This window comes from Flavobacterium silvaticum (assembly GCF_012911565.1).
Classification (GTDB): Bacteria; Bacteroidota; Bacteroidia; order Flavobacteriales; family Flavobacteriaceae; genus Flavobacterium; species Flavobacterium silvaticum.
On sequence record NZ_JAAMPU010000099.1, the window covers coordinates 115428 to 140071 of the forward strand.

The window sequence follows — 24644 nt, forward strand, 5'->3', positions numbered from 1 at the left end:
AAAATAAAAAGGAGCGAACAAACAGTTTGCTCCTTTTTTATTTCTACATTTAAGGATCCATTAACATTACACACAACTATGATTACAAAATTCACCAAAATTTTTGGTGCCACACTGCTATTGCTCAGTGGCGCCAGTTTCGGGCAAAAAGATGTAAAGCCCCAAACCTGTTTTACCGATCAGTTGCTTGAACAGCAGCTCAAGGACAATCCGGAATTACAATCACGGATTGATTATGTAGAAAAGCAAGTGTTTGAGAAAACACAGCTGCAACGCTCCAACAGGGCTGTTCCCGACCCGCCGGCTCCGCTTATTACGATTCCCGTTGTGGTTTACGTGATTTCCGATCCTGCAGATCCTGCCTCAAACCTGTCGGACGATAGGGTCAATTCGCAATTGGCGGCTCTCAATACAAAATTCAATGGCTATGGCGTAAAGTTTTGTCTTGCGACCAAAGCCGGTACATCCAACATTCCTACTCCTTCAGGTGGGACACAGACCGTACCGGGAATCATTCATGTATCTAATGCAGCCTTATCTAACCACGACCAGGCAACCGAGCAAATGTCGCTGGTCAATCTGGCAGGTGTATCGGTAACACGCGAACGCTATCTTCGTATCTGGGTGGTAAATACGATAAATGGAGCTTCTAATATCAACGCTTATGCAACCTATCCGTTTTCGCCTGGCGTATTTGATGGTGTCGTTATCAAAGCCAATGTGTTCGGAAATGCTGCCGATCCGCTTTGCAGCTGTAGTTCAGGGATGTTCGCTACATACGACCAGGGAGAAGTGTTGGTGCATGAAGTAGGTCATTACTTCGGGCTTTACCATACATTCCATCAGGGTTGCTCGGGCACCACTACCGCAGATTGTTCGACCTTGGGCGATAAGGTGTGCGATACGCCTCCGGTTGCCGCGCCTAATTACAACTGTGTAGCCAATATCAATACCTGTACGGAAACGCCGACAGATTCTGCGGATAAAATCCATAATTACATGGATTACGGGAATAACGATTGTACCGACAGTTTTACGACTGGACAGAAAAACCGTATGTTGACCATGTTGAGCCAGAATCGCCCGACGCTCTATTCTACCGACAATATCATTTATACACAGACCTGTGGTTCTGCAAACCTGGTTTCATCGACGTTTACACCCAGTACGTACCAACCATGCGCCGGAGCCGGGAATGAGGTTACTTTTACCTCTCTTGGTGCAGCAGGTACTACTTATTCATGGAATTTCGGTGATGGGGCTACCGCTACCGGAGCTACGGCAAGCCATGCTTTTGCGGCATTGGCAGTTCCGTATAACGTTACTTTGACGGCGACCAATCCATCCGTAGGCTCTTCCACGACGACCATTCAGATCTTTGTGGTGAATTGCCAGCCAATCACGCAAAATTCACATTGGTACGTAAGCCAGGGTGCAGGCTTAAAATTTAGTACGGGAGTTCCTGTTTTTGACCCGGCGTTTGTCAATAGCTTTAACTGCAACGGAAAAATGGTATCTCAATGTGACGCGTCGGGGAACCTGTTATTTTATGCTAACAACACAAGGATATTTAACGCCAGCCACGCTACACTTGCTATATCCGCTACGGGAGACAGCGGATTCGAGCCTGCCATAGCTTGCGTGCCAGATCCTGCGAACAATGGTAAATATTATATTTTCACCAACGCGAATGTGGTTTCGCCTGACGTTATAAACGGATTGCGCTATTCCATCGTCGCCACAAGCGGAACTGTATCGGTTCAGAATTACAAACTTCCGGTGACACAGCCCGCTACCGGTTACAACTACAATTCGACCGACGGTGCCATATTGGGTGTTTCTGGTGTCGCCGCGATTCAAAACTGTAACGGATATTGGATACTCACTACAATAAGGAACGGCACATCGGTTTACATCGCAACCTATTCGTTGACCGCTTCCGGCCTTTCGTTCGTATCAAGCAGCCCTACTTTTATAGATAACTTATACACGAATGTCCGATTTATTAAAGTGGCTCCGAACGGAAACAAGGTTTATGTAGGTAATACGTATGGAACCTCATCCGGCTATGTTTTCGACTTCGATAAAGTCACAGGTAAATGTTCAGATTCAGTAATCATTCCGGGCGATTCTTCTTATGGAGGATCTACATTCAGCCCGGACTCCAACCTGCTATACACTGCCGAAAATACAAATAGAGGGATATATCAGTTTTCGCTTAATGCGGCCAACGTTGGTTCTACAAAAAAACTGGTTGGTACAACAGATACCTTTACACCAGGAAATATGCAATTGGGGCCTGACGGAAAAATCTACATCGCCTTAAGTTTCCAGATGAAACTGGGAGTGATTCACAATCCTAATGCAAGGGTCTCAGAAACATCGCCCAATGCCTGCTATTTTAGCCTCAACGGTCCTCAGAAAACATCAGGGGTTGCTATATCGTTAGGCTTGCCGCACATGCTTGATGCCCGATTGGCCACAGCTTATCCTTCAGCCTCCGCAGACAAAATGTCGGCTTACCTTGTAGGATGTAACCAGTATAAATTCTTCGCCAACATTTGTACCGGTGGCTTCCTTTGGAAATTCAAGAATGTCGGGACAAACGTAACGGTAACTTCTACCGCCAACACGCCTGTATATACATTCCCGCAATCAGGTACCTATGAAGTGACACTGCAGTTTGCCTCGAACCCGACCTATGTATTGTCTACCAAAACGTTCACGATTTCCGCTCCGGCGACACCTCAGATTTTAGGAAGCAATTCTGCCTGTACGACCCTGGCGAATAATTCCTCAACCAACAATTCGGTAGTGCTTTTAGCCGGACAGACTGCATCCTGGGCTATAACGGGAGGCGCGGGCACGATTTCCGGCGCTTCGAACCAGAGCGATGTCACTGTGGCCTGGACGACACTTCCGGGTACGCTCACCCTTACCGTACAGGATGCGTCTGGCTGTACGGTAACAGCTACGCGTACGATTACTTCTGTATGCCAGTGTGATTGCCTTTCCACCATTTATTTTACAAATTCACTTCCGTTTAACGGAAATACACAGTTTACCATACAAAACAGCAATACCAATCAGGTTTGTCAGGGATATAACGGATTTGTATACTATTGGACTTTTGGCGACGGGACTTCCTACTACAATGGAGCAACAACGGTCAGTCATGCCTACACGAATTCCGGAACGTATTCGGTAACCGTGCAGGGGAGAAAGCTTGGGCCTCATGATGAGTGGCTTTGCTACGACGATTATACCGCAAATGTAGTCATACCGTCCTTCAGGATTTCCAACGTGAATCCGGAGATGCAACGTGAAGGAATGGAACTCAAGGTCTATCCAAACCCGACGAGCGATGCATTCACCGTTTCACTTTATGCGGCTGATAACAGCCATGTAATGATAGAAGTTTTGGATATAAGCGGACGTAGGGTAATGTCAAAATCCTATGATGCAAATGCCGATTTCATTCAAACGTTGGATTGTTCGTTCTTGCCGACAGGAATTTATTCTGTGCGGATTGAGAATAACGGAAGATTTGAAACCCAAAAATTGATAATCGAAAGGTAACTTCTTGTCTTGAGGTTATTTACCGATTTGTTAAAAACAAAAAGTAGGATTGGTTTTTCGAAAAGGTTTTCGAAAGCGGTATCCGTTTAAATAACCGCAAAAATTCACTCGATTACCGATTAATTGCACGATTTAAACGTTAAAGAAGCATCTCATATCGGGATGCTTTCTTATTTTTGGCGCTTTATGTTTAATACCACCAACTATTTTATGACTAAAATCAACTACTTTTTAAGCCTGGCATTAGTTTTCTCTGTGGGTTTGTCGGCACAATCCGATAAATTCTGGGCTACAACCAATGCTAAGGGATTAATTCCGGCTATAAATACGACACGTGCCGGCTTTCCGACAACATATCAGCTTTTTGAGCTCAATGCTGCGAACCTGAAATCGGTTTTGCAAACGGCTCCCCAACGCGACCTGACTAAGCGCCAAACAGGAGTTATCATTTCTATCCCGAATGCCGCCGGAACTATTGAACATTTTGAAATGTTCGAAGCTTCTAATTTTGCACCTGGGCTTCAGGCACGTTATCCCAACATTCGCGCCTATGTGGGTAAAGGGGTCGAGAACAAAGGTTCCATCCTTAGAATTAGCTCAGGAGTCAAAGGGGTTCAGGGAATGATTCTTCGAGATGGTGCTTCCAGTGAATTCATTGAAAAATATGCAGCGGATCAACAAGTTTATGCAGTATATGAGTCACAACGAACAAAAGGCTCCTTGCCCTGGACATGTTCAACCGAAGATCAGGCTTTGGCTAATGATGTAGCTCCTCAGGCAATGGCCCGTCAGCAAATGTCAAATGCTGGAGAATTAAGAACTTTACGTCTGGCACAATCGGTTAATGCACAGTACACGACTTATTTTGGTGGAACCGTTCCCGATGCGCTCGAAGGCATCAACAATACCCTTACACGTGTTAACGGGGTTGATGAAAGGGATTTAGCCGTTCATCTTGAATTGATTGAGAATACAGATGATGTAATATACACCAATGCCACAACAGATCCCTATTCAACTCCTGACAATTGGAACGCCGAAGTTCAGGCGACATTGACAGCGGTAATTGGAAATGCGAACTATGACATCGGCCATCTCTTTGCCGTTCTTCCTGTGCCTCAGGGTGGTGGCGGTAATGCGGGATGCGTAGGATGTGTTTGTGTAAATAATCAAAAAGGAAGTGGATATACATCACCATCTGATGCTATTCCCATGGGTGATAATTTCGATATTGACTACGTTGTCCATGAAATGGGGCATCAGTTAGGGGGCTCACATTCATTTTCATACGCAAATGAAGGTTCCGGAACAAATGTAGAACCTGGTTCAGGATCGACTATTATGGGATATGCAGGAATTGTACCTGGCCTGAACGTACAAACACACTCTGATGATTATTTTGTGTATGCCAACGTAATCCAGATACAGCAAAATTTAGCCACTAAGACATGTCCGGTTGTGACACCTATTTTAGATTCTGCACCAACTGTAAATGCGGGCCCAGACTACATTATGCCGTACAGTACACCTTTTATATTGACAGCCAGCGGGGCTGACGAAGATGGTGATGCCCTGTTGTATTGCTGGGAAGGTTCAGATAATGTGACCGCCACTTCTACAGATGATAATAGTGAATGTTCCACAACAAAAGCAAGCGGTCCAAACTGGCGTACATATGACCCAACATCTTCGCCGAGTCGCTTTATGCCCAGAATCCAATCGGTCGTAGCAAACAACCTGACGACAACATTTGGAGGTTTTACATCAGAAGCGGTAAGTTCTGTAGCCCGTGATTTAAATTTTGCAGTTACGGTTCGCGATATCAGTACGGGAGTGGGACAAACAGCTACAGATTATATGAAAGTTTCTGTAACAACTGCTGCGGGACCATTTTTGGTAACCTCTCCAAACACAGTTGTTTCTTATGTAGCCGGCTCAAACCAAACGGTTACATGGGACGTAGCGGGGACTACCGGTAATGGTGTAAATACGCCAACAGTCGATATCTATTATTCTCCAACCTCAGCTTTTAATAACCTCACTTTATTGGCTAGTGATGTGCCAAACGACGGTTCTGAAGTTGTAACAATTCCAACAACTACCGGATCGACTAATCGCATCATGGTCCGTGGTCACAATCACATTTTCTATGATATCTCCAATGCCAATTTTACTATAACTGCAGCAACATCGTCTTTCTCGGTTGCTTTTAGCGGAGTAGCTGGTGAGCAACATAAAAATGTTTGTCAGGGCAGTACCGTGACATATACCATCCCTTATAATCCTTTAGCTGGTTTTACAGGAACCACGACGTTCAGTCTTGCCGGTCAACCTGCAGGTTCCGTAGTTACTTTCAGTCCTGATAATGTAACCGCTTCAGGTAATGTTATCCTAAGTGTTACGCCTCCTGCGGGAGCCACTGTTCAGCTTTATTCTTTGGTGGTTACTGCAACTTCAGGATCTGTTGTCAAAACGGTTCCGTTCTATCTTGATGTTAAAGATGGGAATTTTACAGGAACGACGCTTATTTCACCGGCAAACAATGCAACAGGTCAAAGTGTTTCGCCAGCCTTGACCTATACAGCTGATGCAGCCGCAACTTCTTATGATGTTCAAATAGCTTCCGATTCAGCCTTTACGAATATTGTTGCTTCAGGAACATCTCTAACCACGACTTTTGTTGCGGGCGGATTGGCAGAAGGAACAACTTATTATTGGAGAGTCCAACCTAAAAATGAAGCGTGTCAGGGTACATTGAGTGCCGTCTACAGCTTCCAGACAGGACAAACGGTTTGTGGGGCTACAGCCGCCACATCTCCGAATGTTCCTAAAGCTATCTCGGCTTCAGGAACGCCTACGGTAACCTCTACAATAACTGTTGGAGCAGGAACTCCAATTTCACGTATGACAGTAACGGCGAATATCACGCACTCCTGGGTTAGCGACCTCACTGTGAAACTGACAAGTCCAAGCGGAACGCAAATTACATTGATCCAGAATCCTTGTGATGACCAGAACAACATCAACAACGTTACTTTTGATGATCTCGGAGGCGTTCCGTTATGTGCTACGAATCCTGCAGTTACCGGATTGATCAGACCGACCCAACTGCTTTCTACATTCAACGGAGAGAATCCAGCCGGAGTCTGGACATTGACGGTGTCAGATAATACTGCCGGTGATGGTGGTTCACTTACGGCCTGGAGCCTGAATATTTGCAATGAGCAGCCTCTTGGAACAGCCGAACAGCATTTGAACGATCTTGCCATCTATCCAAACCCTAACAACGGAACATTCAACGTCAGCTTTACGCCAAACCAGAATGAAGATGTGAAAATTGGAGTTTTCGATATCCGCGGACGTCAGATTTTCAACAAAGGCTATGTTGCGAACGGATTGTTCCAGCAGATACTTGACTTAGGCCATCCATCTTCCGGGGTTTACCTGATCCAGATTGAGAATGGCGGAACACGTGAGACACGTAAGATTGTAGTAGAATAACAGTCTTTAATTTATACAACAAAAAAACCGGCGGTTGATTCTGCCGGTTTTTTATGTTTTACTAATTATGATTTCATCTAAAACAGACCGTTAAGTTCTGCGTCGATCCTGTTGTAAACTTTTCCCAAATCTTCCGGATTGTTCACAAAATCCACCGTATCCACATCAATGATGAGCAGCTTGCCACGATTGTAAGTCGTAATCCAGGCTTCATATCTTTCGTTTAATCGACTTAAATAATCAATCGAGATCGAATTCTCGTAATCGCGTCCGCGTTTGTGGATCTGGTTCACGAGATTCGGGATGGAACTGCGCAGGTAGATGAGCATGTCCGGCGGTTCGACCAAGGATTCCATCAGCTCGAAAAGCGATGAATAATTGTTGAAGTCACGGTTCGTCATCAATCCCATCGCATGAAGGTTCGGTGCAAAAATGTGCGCATCTTCATAAATGGTCCTGTCCTGGATGATTTTTTTTCCGCTTTCGCGAATCTGCAATATCTGGCGGAAACGACTGTTCAAAAAGTAAATCTGTAGGTTAAATGACCAACGTTCCATCTGATGGTAAAAATCATCGAGATACGGATTGTCAACAACATCTTCAAAATGCGGTTCCCACTTAAAATGTTTGGCCAGCAGGCGCGTCAAGGTAGTTTTTCCGGCGCCAATGTTGCCTGCGATCGCTATATGCATTACGGTAATTGGATTTTATACGTGGAAAGGCCACGGTCGGTAAAAATAGTCAAATTCTGTGGGCTGTACCAAAAGGACGATAGGGATTTTTTGCCCGTTTCTATGCTTTTTGATTCTCCCGTGTCCAAATCGATTACGCGCAACATGTTGTCTTTTAAATAAATGGCTGTTTTGTCCGATGTGATTCGTGCGGCATCGAAATCAGGCAGTTTTCCCAACGACCGTATCTTGCCAAAAACATCGCAGACAAACAATTGCCTTTGATCTGTCATCCAATAAAAATTATTGAAGTCGGTCTGGTAGAAAACAAACTTCCCGCTCAGTTGTTGCGTAATAGGTTTGTAGGAATTTTTGGTGTAATCCAAAAGACCGATTTGTTGGGTGATGCTGTTGTAAATCCACAACCTGTTCTGCGAAGCGTTTCCGCAAGCCGTTACCATCAAAGGTTCTGAAAGATCTGAAAAGGAAATTTTCTTTGTCTCGTTCAGCTGATTGTCCAGCATGACAACCGTATTGAAATTGGGATACAGCAAAACGATATTAAGCGGATTCTGCAAATCGACACGTTCAATTTTCCCCAGAGATATGTTTTTATATTGGACTGTCCTGACTTCGGTGCTTTTAAAAATCGCGTTGTCTTTTGTAAAATAAAGTGCCCCGAGATTGTCGTATCCGAGAAAAACATCGGCATCAAGGACGCTTGTCGATTTATGTTCGGCAACAATCTGCGAATGCGTAAAAAAAGGGCAGGCGATAAGAAGCCACACGAAAAGTTTCATGGTTGAAAAATACAATTTAATGTCCAATCTGCCGGCACGCTTTTTCTGTTCACGTCGAATAAATGACCGTTCGCCTCTATTTTTTAGGGAATGCCCGATAATGCCGTAAATTCGGACAACTTTAACAGATTGTTGGTAACATGACCAATGGATTTCTGTCATATTTGTTTTTCAAAAATCACCCGAATGAAAAATCTAATCTTCTTCATAACCGCTTTAATCAACACCTTAACCGTTTCTGCCCAGGACTTTCAGGGAATGGCGGTCTACGAATCCAAAACCAGTACGGCCGATTTCCAGAACCGAATGCAAGGCAACCGCGATATAACGCCGGAAATGCAAAAGATGTTCGAGGAGCGCATGAAAAAGGCGTTTGAAAAGACATTCATCCTCAATTTCAACAAGTCGGAATCTATTTACAAAGAAGAAGAAAAGCTCGAAGCCCCAGGTCAAAATCAAGGCGGTTTCAGGATGATGACATCCATGATGGGCGGAGGCGGAACGTTCTATAAAAACGTCAAGACCAAATCGTACGCAGTCGATAAAGAATTCATGGGTAAGGAATTTCTCGTCAAGGATTCACTCAAGACCATCAAATGGGAAATGAGCGGTGATAGCAAGCAAATAGGCGGTTATACGTGTTACAAAGCCACGGCTGTGCTTCCGGCGAGTAAGTCTGATTTGCGTAATTTCCGACCGCGACGCCAGGAAGAGGATGAAAAGAAAAAGGCCGAAGAAGCGAAGAAAAAAGCCGATTCCGAAAAAAAGACCAACCTGATGGATGAAGTGGAACTGGCAAAGGAAATCACCATCACGGCGTGGTTCGCGCCTGAAATTCCCGTCAGCCAAGGGCCGGAAAGCTATTGGGGTCTGCCAGGGCTGATACTTGAGGTCAGCGATGGAAAAACAGTGATACTTTGTTCTAAAGTCGTACTCAATTCAAAAGACAAGGTCGAAATCAAAGCACCAAAAAAGGGCAAGGAAATCTCACAGGCCGAATATGACGATGTGGTTGTCAAGAAAATGGAAGAATTCCGTCAGAATGGCGGGCCTGGTGGGCCTGGTGGACGGAGAATGAATTAGGTTAACAGATAACGGTTAATGGTTATTTCGGGGTTAAAGAAATTTTTAGCTCATTTTTTAAATTGTATTTTGGATTGGAACGGTAGATAAAACTGTGATTTCAATCCAGCGTAAGGTAATCCTGGGTTTTGCGAAACACATACCACACTAAATTTTTACAGCCAATGTTATCCATACCGTTCCCGAAAGCAAACAGCAGATTCAATTAAACTAAAAACGGTTAACCGTTATCTGTTAACTGTTAACCCAGCAAAACATGAGGCTTTTTTTATTTCCACTGCTTCTCTTAACAAGCAACTTCATTTTCTCCCAAAACGTCCGCTTTGACGGAACCGTTGCCGATCCCGATAAAAAGCCCCTCGAAATGGCCAACGTCGTCGCCCAGAATACTGTGACCAAAGCCATGGACGCCTTTGCGATTACAAACGACAAGGGAAAATTCTATCTCAATCTCAAAGCAAATACTTCTTACGTAATCAAGATCAGTTACCTGGGAATGGCCGCAAAGGAAATTTCGGTGACGACTTCGACGGAAAATATCAGCCAGTCGATTACCATGGAAGCGGGCGGGATCATGCTCAACGATGTTGAGATCGTACGTGAAATGCCGGTTTCAATAAGTGGCGATACGATTGTCTACAATGCCGATTCGTTCAAATCGGGTACCGAACGCAAACTCGAAGACATCCTCAAAAAACTTCCTGGCGTAGAAGTCAATGCCGATGGGGAAGTTGAAGTCGAAGGCAAAAAAGTCCAGAAACTGATGGTCGAAGGCAAGGATTTCTTTGACGGTGATACCAAGCTCGGCGTCAAGAATATCCCGGCCGATGCCATCGACAAAGTACAGGTGCTTCGCAATTATAATGAAATTTCCCAGCTCAAAGGCCTAGAGAATAACGAGGAAAGCGTCGCCATGAACATCAAGCTCAAAGAAGGCAAAAAGAACTTCTGGTTTGGCGATATGACGGCGGGAATCGGGGTCGCCGATGATGAAACCCGTTACCTGATCAATCCCAAAGCCTTTTATTACAGTCCAAAATACAGCCTCAACGTCATCACGAATTTCAACAACATTGGCGAATTGCCACTGACGATCCAGGATTATTTCAAAATGACTGGCGGATTCAGGTCGATGATGAAAAAAGGCGGAACCAACTTCAACGTGTCATCCAACGATATTGGGATTTCATTGCTCCGGAACAATCGCGCCAAGGAAATCCAGACCGATTTCGGGGCGGCAAACTTCTCGTACAATCCCACAAAATCATGGTCGATCACCGGTTTCGGGATCCTGTCATCGTCCAAAACAGATCTCGAAACCAACACACAAACTGAGATTGTCGCGACAGATGCCACCGAGAACCGCCAGGAGAAATCAAAGCAATTGAACCGGTTTGGAATTCTCAAATTAAGTTCGAGTTACAAACCGAGTGCAAATTTCCAGTTGGATTATGATTTTATCGGACGCAGTTCCAAACAGGATGAAGACACCGGGTTATTGCGGCAATCAATGTTTAACGGTGTGTCCGCAACAGAAAACATCAGCACGGATAAACGCCAGTCGCCCGTTACCATCAACCAGAACCTGAGCCTGTACTGGACCAAAAGCGAGAAGCATGTATTTGCCGTGGAAATACAGCATCTGTTCCAGGAAGAAGACCCGTTCTATAACGCGAACCTGGCTACGAATCCGTTTCCGCCTTTCGATGATCCGAACAATCCGTCCGATACGCCATTCGATCTCGGCATTACCGCCCAGCCTTCCGGACGTTACGACATCAACCAGGACCGACTCGTGCGGACGAATAAAGTAGATGCGAAAGTTGATTATTACTACAGTTTCAGCCCGAAAAGCATCTTCAATATCACGTTGGGCGATACGTATTCCAATCAGGGTTTCAATTCCGATTTGTTCCAGATCCTCGACGATTCCTCAAAAGCCGATCTGGCACCTGAAGCCAACAACGACGTCGATTATTCGTTCAACGACGTTTTCCTCGGTTTCCATTACAAATTCCTGATTGGCGAATTCACATTCAATCCGGGTTTCAGCCTGCATGCATATAATATGAACAATACGCAATTGGGCACAGAAGTCAAGAATAATTTCGGTAGGTTTTTACCAGATATGTACGCTATGTGGCAAATCAAGAAGTCTGAAACCCTCACGTATACCTACACTATGACCAATGATTTTACCGATATCAACCAACTGATTTCCGGTTATGTCATGTCCAACTTCAACAGTCTTTTTGGCGGGAACAGGTATCTGGAAAACGCGACTTCACAAGTACATTCCTTACGATATTACCGGTTCAATATGTTCAATATGGAGAACATTTTCGCCAACGCCAGCTATACCAAACGCGTCGATGCCGTCAAGAATTACGCGCAGTTTTTTGGGGTGAACCAAATCACGACGCCGTTCAATTCGGCTTTTGCAGATGAATCGGCTTCGCTCATGGGGAATTACGGCCGGTCGTTCGCCAAATTCTACAAAGCGTCGTTCCAGGCGGCAGTGAACTGGTCCAAGTTCTATAACATCCAACTCGGCGATTACCGAACCACCGAAAGTACCACGCAGAACTATACGTTGCGTGCCTCAACCGTTTTCAAATCGTTGCCGAATCTCGAAGTCGGTTACACGCTTACAGTCAATGATTACACGGGCCGCCGTTTTTACACCGATATGCCTTTCGCACGTCTCGATTATTATTTCCTCGATGCGTTTTCGTTCAATGCAGATTACCAGTTTTCGCATTATTATGACCGCGAAGGCACTCAGGACAACAAATATGATTTCCTCAACGCGAGCCTGATTTACCAAAAGAAAGGCAGCAAATGGGAATACAAATTATCGGCTACAAACCTGCTCAATACCACTTCGCTCAACGATAACAGCTTTAATGAGTTGCGGGTTTCCACTTCACAATATTATGTGCAGCCGCGGTATATTATTTTCAGCCTGAAGTATAATATTTGAATTTAAAATGAATAATTAACGATTAACAATTATTCAGGTGGGAATTACCGCTGGAAGTATTAGGAACTTTACGGTTTCCCAAATAGCTTGTGGTAAACTTACCCACTGATTGCCGTTATTCGATCAAGGATGATTAATTACCTTCTATTTTAATTGGAATTTTATAGTTTCCAAAATGAGAAATGGAGTTGTATTCACACAGATTTCAATTATTAATCATTAATTATTCATTGATTGCGAAACAAGCGATTTCCAAAAATCGGTCTGGGGAAAAACAATCAGTATAGCGATTTCAAATATCCAACAAACAAGGAAAATGAAATAAGGACTTTTCAAAACGGGTCGCTTGAATTTTAATTTTTCGTACACAAGTATCACTATCGAAACCACAAACGGAGTCAGCACCGCACCAAGCATTCCCAAACCCGGCTGGATCAGGTTCAGCAAGCGTCCAAGTCCCGGATTCAGGACAATCAGCGAAGCTGCGATTATAAAAGCGACATGCCGCCTTATATTACGCCGGTTTACCATCGCCGCAACGTAATATCCGGAAAAGGATAACGCATCCAGACACCCAATCAGCGCATCGACAATGGCTTCGTCTTTTGACACCGGAAATTCCCTGAGCACTTTTTGGCGCGTGAGTAAAATGATGGTCAAAACAAGTATCGGCGCTAAAAAATAGGATGCTTTTCCCAACAATCGGTGCAGCCTGAAATTCTTCTTCCGAATCAAAACAGGTTGTGCGACAATCAGTAAAAGCCAACACGTGAAGGCCGCAAAATGAATGTGGATAAGGCTTCTGAACTTCCCAAAATCCGGGTAGAAAAAGAGATAGGATTTGAGAAATCCAGATAGTGTGATTGCCGCAAGGACACAGAAAAACGCAATAAGTACTTTTTGTCTCTTTTCCATAGAAAGACTGCGATTGGATTTTGTGGCAAAATGATAAAAAAATATAAAGTCTCCAAACCTTTGCGATAGACGACGACGTCTGTTTACAGACAACAAAAAAGCCCGCGACATTCAGTGCAGGCTTTCTATATTTTCGTAAAGGGTCAACTGTTAAATTCCGAACTCAGCTTTCACGTTGTCCACAAAATCAAGTTTCTCCCAAGTGAACAATTCCACTTCGACGGTTTTTTCCTGTCCGTACGGATTCTTGAAGGTTTTGGAAACAGTTTGTGGTTTACGGCCCATATGTCCGTAAGCAGCCGTTTCGCTGTAAATAGGATTCCGGAGCTTCAGTCGTTGTTCGATAAAATAGGGACGCATATCAAAAATACCTTCTACTTTTTTAGCAATCTCACCGTCAGTCAGGTTCACTTTTGAAGTGCCGTATGTGTTTACATAAATCCCCATCGGCTTTGCCACTCCAATCGCGTAAGAAACCTGAACCAGGATTTCTTCTGCAATGCCTGCAGCCACAAGGTTCTTGGCAATATGACGTGTCGCGTAAGCAGCCGAACGGTCAACTTTGGAAGGGTCTTTTCCGGAGAATGCACCGCCACCGTGAGCGCCTTTTCCTCCATAAGTATCAACGATGATTTTACGTCCGGTCAAACCTGTGTCTCCGTGAGGTCCGCCAATGACGAACTTTCCGGTCGGGTTGATATGGTATTGGATCTTGTCGTTGAACAAGTGTGCGTATTGCGGATATTTGGCAATGATACGCGGAATCAGTATTTCGACGATGTCTTTCTTGATTTTGGCTAGCATGGTTGTTTCCTCATCGAAATCATCATGTTGCGTAGAGATTACGATGGCATCGATGCGGACCGGCTTGTTATTGTTGTCATACTCCAATGTAACTTGTGATTTTGCATCGGGACGAAGGTATTTGATAGCATCGTTCTCTCTTCGTAAACCAGCAAGTTCCTCAAGCAGTTTGTGTGAAAGATCGAGGGCTAACGGCATATAATCTTCGGTTTCGTTCGTGGCATATCCGAACATCATTCCCTGATCGCCCGCACCTTGCTCTTCTTTGCTGGCACGGTCTACACCCTGGTTGATGTCACTTGATTGTTCGTGTATGGCAGACAAAATTCCACACGAATTAGCCTCGAACATATATTCGCTTTTCGTGTATCCTATCCTCTGGATTACATCGCGCGCAATTTGCTGGACGTCAAGGTAGGTTTTGGATTTCACTTCACCCGCAAGGATAACCTGCCCCGTTGTGACAAGTGTTTCACAGGCTACTTTGGATTCGGGATCGAATGCTAGGAAATTATCAATTAAGGCATCGGAAATCTGGTCGGCGACCTTGTCCGGATGTCCTTCACTCACAGATTCTGAGGTAAACAGATACGACATAAGTTTTTTTATTTTTTTTGGAAAAACCTGAGCAGTCGCGGGCTAAAGAAGTGTAGAACTGCTTTAGCATTTTTTACCGAGGTTGCAATCAGGCAAATTTTTCCTCCTTTGATGGGTGCAAATATAGGGATTCCGGTAAAAAGCAATTGCCAATATGCATATAATTTAAAAATCCGTGCAAGTGTTCCGGGTCGTATTGTAGTGTAAAGTAAATAATTAGATTTGTGATAAACCAAAACCGAATGTTTATGAACAAAAAATTACTCTTCTTTTTACTGTTTCCCATAGCAGGCGTTTTTGCCCAGAATCTGTTCCATGAAAATTTTGATTCGACCCAAAATCAGCTTTTTACAGCTGGATGGGAAAGAAGCAATCAAAGTGAACCGCTCGGTACTTCAAATTGGAGCAAGGGAACGGCCGGGGTCCAGGATTATTTTGGCACCGGAGCTTATAATGGAAATGCGGCGACTTCATTTGCTTATTGCAATTTCGCCAGTGCATTAGGATCGGGGACTATTTCCAATTGGCTGTTTACGCCTGTCATCAGTCTCAATAATGGCGATGTGATTACATTCTATTCGGCTAAAGGGCTTAGCGGGGGAGAAACCATTTATGCAGATCGCCTCGAACTTCGCATAAGTGCAAACGGAGCGGCTTCTGTCCTGCCGGCGGGAGCTGAAGATACAGGTGACTTTACCACGTTGGCCTTAACAATAAATCCAGATTTGACTACGGATGGCTATCCTACCGAATGGACTCAATTTTCATACACGGTTTCAGGAATTCCAGACGGGACAGATTGCCGCATTGCATTCCGCTATTATGTGACCGAAGGAGGAACGACTGGCGCCAATTCCGATTATGTCGGCATTGATGAATTTTCTGTCGACCGGCCGCTTTCTACTCAGGATTTCTTCAAGAACAATGTGAGCATGTATCCGAATCCGGCAACCAATGAAGTCAGATTTACTTCAAAGAACGGAGTTGCATTGATTTCGGCACAGGTTTTTGACATTGAGGGACGAATGGTAGCCGATGCCAAATTCAATGGTTTAAGTGAGACATTTGTAAATCTAAGTGAGCTGAGTGCCGGAGTTTACTCGGTAAAAGTGTTTTCTGCAGATGGGAACGGAACGGCAAAACTCATCAAAAAATAAATCAGATTATGTTAAAGTCTGAAATTTAACTTGGAAGTTTAAAAATATCTTCCCAAGTTTGTGAAACAAGAAATCGAACCATGAATTTCAATATTTGTCATATGTGTATTATCTGTACGGAATCCTCCGGAGGTAACGCATTGGCATAATCTGAACTTTTCAAGATATAACCAAAGAGCCTCCCGAAACGGAGGCTTTTTTTTAGCCCTTAACCCCCAAAGGGGGAATGAATGCCGAATAAAATTGAAAATAAAAATAAATAATAAGTAAAATGAACCTTTCCGCTACCATGATGTGTTGTTGCTGCCTGCCTACGTGCAAGCCCATACCCATTACCGGAAAGCGAACGACATAATCTTTTGTTATTGTGTGCTTGTTAAGCCCTTCGGTAATCCTACTGAAGGGCTTTCTTTTTTGTCGGGAGACGGGAAAGTCAGGAAAGCCAGAAAAGACGGGAAAGTTGCCCAACGAATTAAAAAAAATAAAAAATAAATAATAACAATAAAAATTAAAACCATGAGTACTAAAAAATTTGCCACAAAAGCCCTTCACGAAGGCCACGACGTAACCAAAAACGGAGGAACACGCGCTGTCCCGATCTATCAAACCACGTCCTATGTATTTAACAACGCCGACCACGCAGCAAACCTTTTCGGACTTGCCGAACCCGGGTTCATCTACACACGATTGAACAATCCTACCAACGACATCCTCGAACAACGACTCGCAGCCCTTGAAGGCGGAATTGCAGCAGTTGTGACTTCGTCAGGAACGGCGGCCTTGACCACGGCATTGTTGGTTTTGCTCAGAGCCGGAGACCACATCGTCGCTTCAAACAGCCTGTATGGAGGTACGTACAATTTGCTTTCGGTTACACTTCCAAGATTGGGAATCACGACCACTTTCGTCGATCCGTCCGATCCTGAAAATTTCACCAAAGCGGCAAAGGAAAATACCCGGGTATTTTTTGCCGAAAGTCTCGGAAATCCAAAACTCGACGTGCTTGATCTAAAGGAAATCGCCGATAAAGCCAAAGCATTCAAAGTGCCGTTCATTGTAGACAACACCGTCGCAACGCCCTATTTACTGAATCCGATTGAATACGGAGCCAATATCGTGATCCATTCACTGACCAAATACATCACAGGAAACGGGACTTCGCTTGGCGGTGCCATTATAGATGCCGGAACTTTCGACTGGAGCAGCGGAAAATTCCCTGAATTCACCGAACCGTCTGCAGGTTATCATGGACTCGTATATCACGAAGCACTCGGTCCGGCGGCATTCATAGCAAAAGCACGAATTGAAGGGCTTCGTGATTTTGGAGCGGCATTGAGCCCGTTCAATGCCTTCCAGACGATACAAGGTTTGGAAACACTTGAACTCCGGATCAAGAAACACAGCGACAATGCACTCAAGCTTGCACTCTGGCTGGAACAGCAACCTGAAGTAGAATGGGTCAATTATCCCGGATTGCCATCGTCCAAATACAAAGACCTCGCTCGTAAATACCTTCCGAACGGCCAAAGCGGAATCGTGACTTTCGGTTTAAAAGGTGGTTTTGAAGCAGCCAAAAAGGTGGCCGATGAAACCAAACTTTTCTCGCTCTTAGCCAATATCGGCGATACCAAATCACTCATCATACATCCGGCAAGTACCACGCACCAGCAATTGAGTGATGAACAACAGGAATCTACGGGAGTTACCAAAGACCTGATCCGATTGTCTGTAGGGCTTGAAGATATTGAAGATTTGAAACTGGATTTGAAAGAAGCTTTTGCTGCTGTGAAAGTGCCTCAGCGGATATAAATCCTAAAGATTGATTTTTATTGGTTTTACCTGCGGTCAGTTCGTCCTTCGTCCTCGGGTGTTTAGTTACTGCCCGATGTCATCCGGCAAAGGGCAGTTTTAAAATCATCCAAATGAAAGACTTAAAACACATTTCCCTCAGACAAATCGTCCTCGAAAACGGAAAAACCATTGCAGGTTTACCGTTGACGTACCAACATTTCGGGCAGGAAATAGGAACAGCGCCTGTCATTGTAGTCAATCACGCCCTGACCGGAAATTCGAATGTGACAGATTGGTGGAGCGATTTGATAGGTGAAAATAAAACGATTGATACCAAAAGTTTTACGGTCATCGCTTTCAATATTCCCGGAAACGGTTACGACGACAATCCCGAAAACCTGATTGGGAATTATCGCGACTTTACGGCCCGGGACATTGCGGCATTTTTTTGGAAAGGCCTTGAACAATTGTCGATACATTCGGTTTTTGCAGTAATAGGTGGAAGTCTCGGCGGTGGAATTGCGTGGGAAATGGCTGCGCTCGAACCTACAAAAATCAACAACCTGATTCCCATAGCGACCGATTGGAAAGCGACCGATTGGGTCATTGCCAATGTGTTGATCCAAGACAAAATCCTCACTAATTCAGATGATCCCGTCAGCGATGCCAGGCTGCATGCCATGTTGTTATACAGGACGCCATTGTCCTTGCTGAATCGGTTCAACCGGAAAAAATCTGCCGACACATTCAAGGTCGAAAACTGGCTTCTCGACCACGGACAAAAACTCAAGGACCGCTTCAGGTTATCATCGTATAAACTCATGAACAATCTGCTCAAAACGGTCGATATCACCAGAAATCGCGGTTCGTTCAAAGAAATCGCCTCAAAAATTACCGCCAACATCCATCTTATCGCTGTCGATTCAGACCTGTTTTATATTCCGGAAGAAAACATCGACACACTCGAAATCCTTCGTCCATATAAATCAAATGTGTTCTACCACGAAATAGAATCGATACACGGGCACGATGCTTTTTTGATCGAGCATCGGCAATTGTCGGACATATTGGAAACTATTTTCAGCCGACTGGGAAAAACGATAAGCCATAACAACTAAGCAATCGACTATGTTACGCAATTTGCTGTTACGTAAATTCAGGTAACAGCAAATTGCGTAACAGATCGTCGTTGTCTTCGTTTGTTTTTTCTGCGCCTCTCTACACAAAAAGCCTCAAAAAAACACTTCAAGAAAATTGTTTGCGCAAGTCATCCTTATTGACTTACTTTGCAGCGTTCATTAACATGCTGACCGTTATCACGAAAGGCCGAGGGATTAGACCCGCTGAAGCCTTAGCAACCCTTTGCCAAAAGAAGGTGCTACATTCTACCAATAAAAATTTGGACAGATAACTCACGGAATTCCCTCACTTTCCATAACGGTTTATTTTTTTTGAAGCTGGTCCGGCTGCGCGCTGTAGCTTGTTCAAAAGCTTGTTTTTTGCAATTTGCTGCAAGAGCTTCCGTTGGTCGCTTTGCCTCAAATGCAAAAAATCGCGCTTTTATCACAAGGCTGCCGCTGCATCCGGGCTAGGGCTTTGAGTTCGGAAGTTCCTGGATTGGAAGTTCGGAAGTAACTGCAGCAAAGAACCAAAATTTAATGCTATGTCAAAAATAAACCAGGCCATCCAATCCCGAATCCTCGTGCTCGACGGCGCCATGGGAACCATGCTCCAACGCCATAATTTCAGCGAGGAAGACTACCGTGGGGAACGATTCAAAGATTTTCCACATCCATTAAAAGGCAACAATGATTTGCTCACCCTGACCCAACCCGAAGCCATCAAAGACGTACACCGTCAGTATTTTGCAGCCGGGGCCGATATTGTAGAAACCAACACCTTTTCCGGAACCACAATTGGAATGGCCGATTATCATATGGAAGATTTGGTTTATGAACTCAACTTCCAATCGGCTAAAATCGCACGTGAAGTCGCCGATGAATTTGAAAAAGCCAATCCGGAAAGGCCTCGCTTCGTAGCGGGTTCAATCGGCCCGACAAACCGTACCGCGAGCATGTCGCCAGATGTAAACGATCCGGGTTATCGTGCGGTGACATTCGACGATTTGCGTATTGCCTATAAAGAACAGGTCGAAGCGCTGATTGACGGCGGTTGCGATATCCTTTTGGTTGAAACCATCTTTGATACACTCAACGCCAAAGCCGCATTGTTCGCGATAGAAGAAGTAAAGGACGAACGCAATCTCGATATTCCCGTCATGGTTTCCGGCACGATCACCGATGCATCGGGAAGAACGTTATCCGGTCAAACCGTAGAAGCTTTTTTGATTTCGATTTCACATATTCCGTTGCTTTCGGTCGGGTTCAATTGTGCGCTCGGGGCAGATCAGTTGCGTCCGTACCTGAAACGTCTGGCCCAGAATACATCACTGAATATTTCGGCACATCCGAACGCGGGCTTGCCGAATGCTTTTGGCCAATACGATCAGACTCCGGAAGAAATGCAGGTTTTGATCAAGGAATATTTAGATGAAAACCTGATTAATATTATTGGAGGATGCTGTGGGACAACTCCGGAACATATAAAACTGATTGCGGAGGTTGCTTCGCATTATCAACCCAGAATGATTCAGGAAACGGTGTGAAGTGCATCGATAGTGGGGATAATGGAAAAATAGATAATCCGTTTATCAGGAGGGGTACAAAATTCAACAATGAATGAATTTAACAAAATGTACGGTTTTTATGTATCTGACATATCGCGGCAATGCCGACCTTGTCATAGGGAAGGGGCCGGTTTTATCCCTACAGAATTAAATTTTTAATGAGGTACATAAAAAATGTACATTTTGTTAAAAATCGAAGGAAAGATACTTACGGACCGAAACACTAAATAATAAACAAAAAACTGACCCGAAATTCGGTCAGAACATAATAGCATAGGCTTACCGCATGCCAGAACAAAAACAAAAATACTTACGGCTTTCCGGTCTTGAACCGTTAATCGTCACCCCTGAATCCAACTTCATCAATGTTGGCGAGCGCACCAATGTCACAGGCTCACGTAAATTCCTGCGTCTGATAAAAGAAGAACAATATGATGAAGCCCTCGACATTGCACGCGGCCAGGTAGAAGGCGGCGCACAGATCATTGACATAAACATGGACGAAGGCATGCTTGACGGGGTTCAGGCCATGACGCGTTTCCTCAACCTGATTGCCGCAGAACCGGATATTTCCCGGGTTCCGGTCATGATCGATTCTTCCAAATGGGAAATCATCGAAGCCGGTCTCAAAGTCGCCCAGGGCAAAAGCGTCGTCAACTCGATTTCACTCAAGGAAGGCGAAGAAAATTTCATCCATCACGCCAAACTTGTAAAGCGGTATGGTGCCGCGGTTATCGTGATGGCTTTTGATGAAGTCGGACAAGCCGATACATACGAAAGGCGCATCGAAATCTGTAAAAGATCTTATGATATACTGGTTGATAAAGTTGGTTTTCCCGCCGAAGACATCATTTTCGATCCGAATATTTTTCCCGTTGCCACCGGAATGGAAGAACATCGTTTGAACGCACTCGACTTTTTCCGTGCGACCAAATGGATTCGGGAAAATCTGCCTTATGCCCATATCTCTGGAGGCGTAAGCAATGTGTCATTTTCGTTTAGGGGTAATGATAAAGTACGCGAGGCGATGCATTCGGCATTTTTATATCATGCCATCCAAAACGGAATGACCATGGGAATCGTCAATCCTGAAATGCTTGAGGTCTACGATGAAATTCCAAAAGACTTGCTTGAAGCGGTAGAAGATGTTTTGCTTGACAGACGTGATGATGCCACGGAAAGACTTCTCGACCTTGCCGAAAGTTTCAAAGGGCAAATAAAATCCGACGAAAAAGCGATACAGGAATGGCGTTCGGGTTCTGTACAGGAACGATTGACCCACGCATTGGTCAAAGGAATCGACGAGTTTATTGAAATCGATGTTGAAGAAGCACGTCGGCAATCAGCCAAACCGATCCACGTCATCGAACAGAACTTAATGGACGGAATGAACGTCGTAGGCGATTTGTTCGGAAGCGGAAAGATGTTCCTGCCTCAGGTGGTAAAATCGGCACGCGTGATGAAAAAAGCAGTGGCTTACCTCTTACCTTTTATAGAACAGGAGAAAGACGGAACATCCCAATCGGCTGGAAAAATCCTCATGGCCACCGTAAAAGGCGACGTTCACGACATTGGCAAAAACATCGTATCCGTCGTTCTCGGATGCAACAATTACGAGATCATCGATTTGGGCGTGATGGTTCCGCCTGAAAAAATCATCGAAGCCGCGCAAAAGGAAAATGTCGATATCATTGGTTTGTCCGGATTGATTACACCTTCACTTGACGAAATGGTCTATCTGGCAAAAGAAATGGACCGGCTGAATATAAAAATCCCTGTCATGATTGGCGGTGCGACAACTTCACGCGCGCACACAGCTGTGAAAATCGCTCCGGAATACAAGGAAACGGTCGTTCATGTAAACGATGCATCGCGTGCGGTGACTGTCGCGGGTAATTTGCTGGGCAACGGAAAAATCGATTATGCCTCGTCGCTGAGGTCAGAATACGATACCTTGAGAGACGGCTATTTGAACCGAGCCCGGGACAAGGATTTCCTGTCAATCGAACAGGCGCGCCAGAATAAGCTGGTGCTTGATTTCAATCCGGTCAAACCGAACTTTATCGGGACAAAAATCATCGAGGTTCCCATATCGGAACTTATTCCCTATATCGATTGGACACCGTTTTTCAGGACGTGGGAATTGCACGGGAAATATCCGGCGATCCTGACTGATGAAGTCGTTGGTGAAGAAGCGACGTCTTTGTTTGCAGACGCACGGAAAATGCTCGAAACGATTGTATTTGAAAATAAGCTCAAGGCTTCTGGAATTTACGGGATTTTTCCTGCCAACACGGTCGATTCTGACGATGTTGAAGTTCGGAACGAATCAGGCGATTCCATAGGGAAATTCCTTACACTTCGTCAGCAATCCCAAAAGACAAAAGGAGCTCCGAATTTGGCGTTGGCAGATTTCATTGCTCCAAAAGAAAGCGGTCTTCAGGATTACATCGGGGCATTTTGTGTAACTACAGGTTTTGGTGTTGAAGAATGGGCAGCTGAATTCGAAAAAGACCACGACGATTACAATTCCATTCTGGTCAAAGCGCTCGCCGATAGATTGGCAGAAGCTTTTGCCGAATACCTGCACGAAAAAATCCGCAAGGAGATCTGGGGTTATGATGCCGATGAAACCTTGTCAAATGAAGGCCTGATTTCTGAAAAATACAAAGGAATGCGTCCGGCTCCAGGTTATCCGGCTTGTCCAGATCATTTGGAGAAACCGGAAATCTGGAAACTGCTCGATGTTGAAACTGCAATCGGGGTGACGTTGACCGAAAGTATGGCTATGTGGCCGGCATCGTCCGTTTCCGGATATTATTTCGCACATCCGCAAAGCAAGTATTTCGGGCTCGGAAAAATCAAGGAAGACCAGGTTGCCGATTATGCGATACGTCGTGGGATTTCTTTGGAGGAAGCTACGAAATGGCTGAATCCGAATATTGCTGATTAAGCCGGTCAACAGTTGGCCTCGAGTAAAAACAAACAGTCTTTCGATTGGGAAACGGAGATTGTAAAAGAATCAAGAATTTCCCGCTAACGAAATCACCGTTAACCGTTATCTGTTAACCGTTAACCCAATTATATGAAAGTAACCGAACACATACAAAATGCCGCCGGCAAACCGCTTTTCTCATTCGAAATCCTGCCCCCGCTCAAAGGCCAGAACATCCAATCCATTTTTGACAGCATCGATCCGCTGATGGAATTCAATCCGCCGTTTATCGATGTGACTTACCATCGCGAGGAATACGAATTCAAGGAGCTGGAAAATGGCCTGCTCGAGAAAAAAGTCGTTAAGAAACGTCCGGGAACAGTCGGGATTTGTGCGGCCATACAGAATAAATACCAGGTAGATGCCGTGCCTCACGTACTTTGCGGTGGCTTTACCAAAGAAGATACGGAGAATTTGTTGATTGACCTTGACTTTCTCGGAATCAACAATGTCGTGGCATTGCGGGGTGATGCCATCAAAAGCGAAATCTATTTCAAGCCTGAAAAAGAAGGTCATGCGTACGCTACCGAACTGGTTTCGCAAATATCGAATCTGAACAACGGAATCTATCTGGACAACGATCTCAAGAATGTGAGTAAAACCGATTTTTGTATTGGCGTGGCCGGTTATCCGGAGAAACACATGGAGGCGCCGAGTTTGGATTCGGATTTATATTTCCTCAAACAAAAAATCAAGAACGGAGCCGATTATATCGTGACGCAAATGTTCTTCGACAACAAAAAATTCTTTGATTTTGTTGACAAATGCCGCACTGCCGGAATCACGATTCCCATAATTCCGGGGCTTAAACCTATTTCGACCAAAAAGCAACTGAACCAGATTCCGCATCGGTTCAGTGTAGATTTACCAGATGATTTGATCATGGAAGTAGTCAAAGCGAAAGATAATGACGCCATTCGCCAGATTGGGATTGAATGGTGTACGGCCCAAAGTAAAGAACTGGTGGCTGCCGGAATTCCGGTGTTGCATTATTATTCTATGGGGAAGGCTGAGAATGTTAAGGCGATTGCGAAGGAGGTTTTTTAGGAAGATCGGGAGTTATTAGTTCGGAAGATTAGAAG

14 protein-coding genes and 1 riboswitch are annotated in these 24644 nt (G+C 44.7%); of the genes, 10 read left to right on the forward strand and 4 right to left on the reverse strand.

The annotated features are described in order from the left end of the window. The first annotated feature begins 78 nt into the window (after window positions 1-78). Together G6047_RS04205 and G6047_RS04210 are read left to right on the forward strand one after the other, a co-directional pair. A complete protein-coding gene (locus tag G6047_RS04205) occupies window positions 79-3579 on the forward strand; it encodes a PKD domain-containing protein (protein WP_169526231.1) in 3501 nt (1166 codons plus the stop codon). A 210-nt stretch (window positions 3580-3789) separates the two neighbouring features. Further along, on the forward strand, window positions 3790-7080 hold the full coding sequence (locus G6047_RS04210; protein WP_169526232.1) for a zinc-dependent metalloprotease: 3291 nt from the start codon (window positions 3790-3792) through the stop codon (window positions 7078-7080). A gap of 77 nt (window positions 7081-7157) precedes the next feature. On the opposite strand, the gene G6047_RS04215 is transcribed toward G6047_RS04210, so the two are convergent. Together G6047_RS04215 and G6047_RS04220 are read right to left on the reverse strand one after the other, a co-directional pair. Continuing rightward, on the reverse strand, window positions 7158-7772 hold the full coding sequence (locus tag G6047_RS04215; protein WP_169526233.1) for a deoxynucleoside kinase: 615 nt from the start codon (window positions 7770-7772) through the stop codon (window positions 7158-7160). Further along, a complete protein-coding gene (locus G6047_RS04220) occupies window positions 7772-8551 on the reverse strand; it encodes a hypothetical protein (RefSeq protein ID WP_169526234.1) in 780 nt (259 codons plus the stop codon). The genes G6047_RS04215 and G6047_RS04220 overlap by 1 nt, the downstream gene beginning before the upstream one ends. Before the next feature lie 186 nt (window positions 8552-8737). Between G6047_RS04220 and G6047_RS04225 the strand changes: the two genes are divergently transcribed. Together G6047_RS04225 and G6047_RS04230 are read left to right on the forward strand one after the other, a co-directional pair. Next, window positions 8738-9634: a GLPGLI family protein gene (locus tag G6047_RS04225; protein ID WP_169526235.1), complete on the forward strand. Its 897-nt coding sequence runs from the start codon at window positions 8738-8740 to the stop codon at window positions 9632-9634. Window positions 9635-9890: 256 nt separating this feature from the next. Further along, a complete protein-coding gene (locus G6047_RS04230) occupies window positions 9891-12617 on the forward strand; it encodes a TonB-dependent receptor (protein ID WP_169526236.1) in 2727 nt (908 codons plus the stop codon). 219 nt (window positions 12618-12836) lie between these two features. Here the strand turns inward: G6047_RS04230 and G6047_RS04235 are convergent, their stop codons facing one another. Next, window positions 12837-13532, reverse strand: a complete 696-nt coding sequence (locus tag G6047_RS04235) for a hypothetical protein (protein WP_169526237.1) — start codon at window positions 13530-13532, stop codon at window positions 12837-12839. Window positions 13533-13682: 150 nt separating this feature from the next. After that, window positions 13683-14933, reverse strand: a complete 1251-nt coding sequence (metK, locus tag G6047_RS04240) for a methionine adenosyltransferase (protein WP_169526238.1) — start codon at window positions 14931-14933, stop codon at window positions 13683-13685. Between the two features lie 248 nt (window positions 14934-15181). On the opposite strand from metK, the gene G6047_RS04245 reads away from it, so the two are divergent. The 6 genes from G6047_RS04245 (at window position 15182) to metF (ending at window position 24609) form a co-directional block, all read left to right on the forward strand. After that, window positions 15182-16090: a T9SS-dependent choice-of-anchor J family protein gene (locus tag G6047_RS04245; RefSeq protein ID WP_169526239.1), complete on the forward strand. Its 909-nt coding sequence runs from the start codon at window positions 15182-15184 to the stop codon at window positions 16088-16090. A 516-nt stretch (window positions 16091-16606) separates the two neighbouring features. Then, window positions 16607-17899 carry an O-acetylhomoserine aminocarboxypropyltransferase/cysteine synthase family protein gene (locus tag G6047_RS04250; protein ID WP_169526240.1) on the forward strand — a complete coding sequence of 431 codons (1293 nt, stop codon included), beginning with the start codon at window positions 16607-16609 and terminating at the stop codon, window positions 17897-17899. Window positions 17900-18012: 113 nt separating this feature from the next. Further along, a complete protein-coding gene (locus tag G6047_RS04255; protein WP_169526241.1) occupies window positions 18013-18999 on the forward strand; it encodes an alpha/beta fold hydrolase in 987 nt (328 codons plus the stop codon). A 192-nt stretch (window positions 19000-19191) separates the two neighbouring features. Further along, window positions 19192-19295, forward strand: a riboswitch (SAM riboswitch). A 249-nt stretch (window positions 19296-19544) separates the two neighbouring features. Further along, window positions 19545-20546 (forward strand): homocysteine S-methyltransferase family protein, encoded by a 1002-nt coding sequence (locus tag G6047_RS04260; protein WP_169526242.1) that lies wholly within the window; start codon window positions 19545-19547, stop codon window positions 20544-20546. 307 nt (window positions 20547-20853) lie between these two features. Further along, window positions 20854-23520: a methionine synthase gene (metH, locus tag G6047_RS04265; RefSeq protein ID WP_169526243.1), complete on the forward strand. Its 2667-nt coding sequence runs from the start codon at window positions 20854-20856 to the stop codon at window positions 23518-23520. Between the two features lie 132 nt (window positions 23521-23652). Further along, window positions 23653-24609, forward strand: coding sequence for a methylenetetrahydrofolate reductase [NAD(P)H] (gene metF, locus G6047_RS04270; RefSeq protein ID WP_169526244.1), 957 nt, complete (start codon window positions 23653-23655; stop codon window positions 24607-24609). Window positions 24610-24644: the final 35 nt, after the last annotated feature.

Excerpts from the sequence above, each read along its gene's own strand:
- G6047_RS04205 (WP_169526231.1), top strand. The coding sequence starts at position 79 with ATGATTACAAAATTCACCAAAATTTTTGGTGCCACACTGCTATTGCTC.
- G6047_RS04210 (WP_169526232.1), top strand. The coding sequence starts at position 3,790 with ATGACTAAAATCAACTACTTTTTAAGCCTGGCATTAGTTTTCTCTGTG.
- G6047_RS04215 (WP_169526233.1), bottom strand. The coding sequence starts at position 7,772 with ATGCATATAGCGATCGCAGGCAACATTGGCGCCGGAAAAACTACCTTG.
- G6047_RS04220 (WP_169526234.1), bottom strand. The coding sequence starts at position 8,551 with ATGAAACTTTTCGTGTGGCTTCTTATCGCCTGCCCTTTTTTTACGCAT.
- G6047_RS04225 (WP_169526235.1), top strand. The coding sequence starts at position 8,738 with ATGAAAAATCTAATCTTCTTCATAACCGCTTTAATCAACACCTTAACC.
- G6047_RS04230 (WP_169526236.1), top strand. The coding sequence starts at position 9,891 with ATGAGGCTTTTTTTATTTCCACTGCTTCTCTTAACAAGCAACTTCATT.
- G6047_RS04235 (WP_169526237.1), bottom strand. The coding sequence starts at position 13,532 with ATGGAAAAGAGACAAAAAGTACTTATTGCGTTTTTCTGTGTCCTTGCG.
- metK (WP_169526238.1), bottom strand. The coding sequence starts at position 14,933 with ATGTCGTATCTGTTTACCTCAGAATCTGTGAGTGAAGGACATCCGGAC.
- G6047_RS04245 (WP_169526239.1), top strand. The coding sequence starts at position 15,182 with ATGAACAAAAAATTACTCTTCTTTTTACTGTTTCCCATAGCAGGCGTT.
- G6047_RS04250 (WP_169526240.1), top strand. The coding sequence starts at position 16,607 with ATGAGTACTAAAAAATTTGCCACAAAAGCCCTTCACGAAGGCCACGAC.
- G6047_RS04255 (WP_169526241.1), top strand. The coding sequence starts at position 18,013 with ATGAAAGACTTAAAACACATTTCCCTCAGACAAATCGTCCTCGAAAAC.
- G6047_RS04260 (WP_169526242.1), top strand. The coding sequence starts at position 19,545 with ATGTCAAAAATAAACCAGGCCATCCAATCCCGAATCCTCGTGCTCGAC.
- metH (WP_169526243.1), top strand. The coding sequence starts at position 20,854 with ATGCCAGAACAAAAACAAAAATACTTACGGCTTTCCGGTCTTGAACCG.
- metF (WP_169526244.1), top strand. The coding sequence starts at position 23,653 with ATGAAAGTAACCGAACACATACAAAATGCCGCCGGCAAACCGCTTTTC.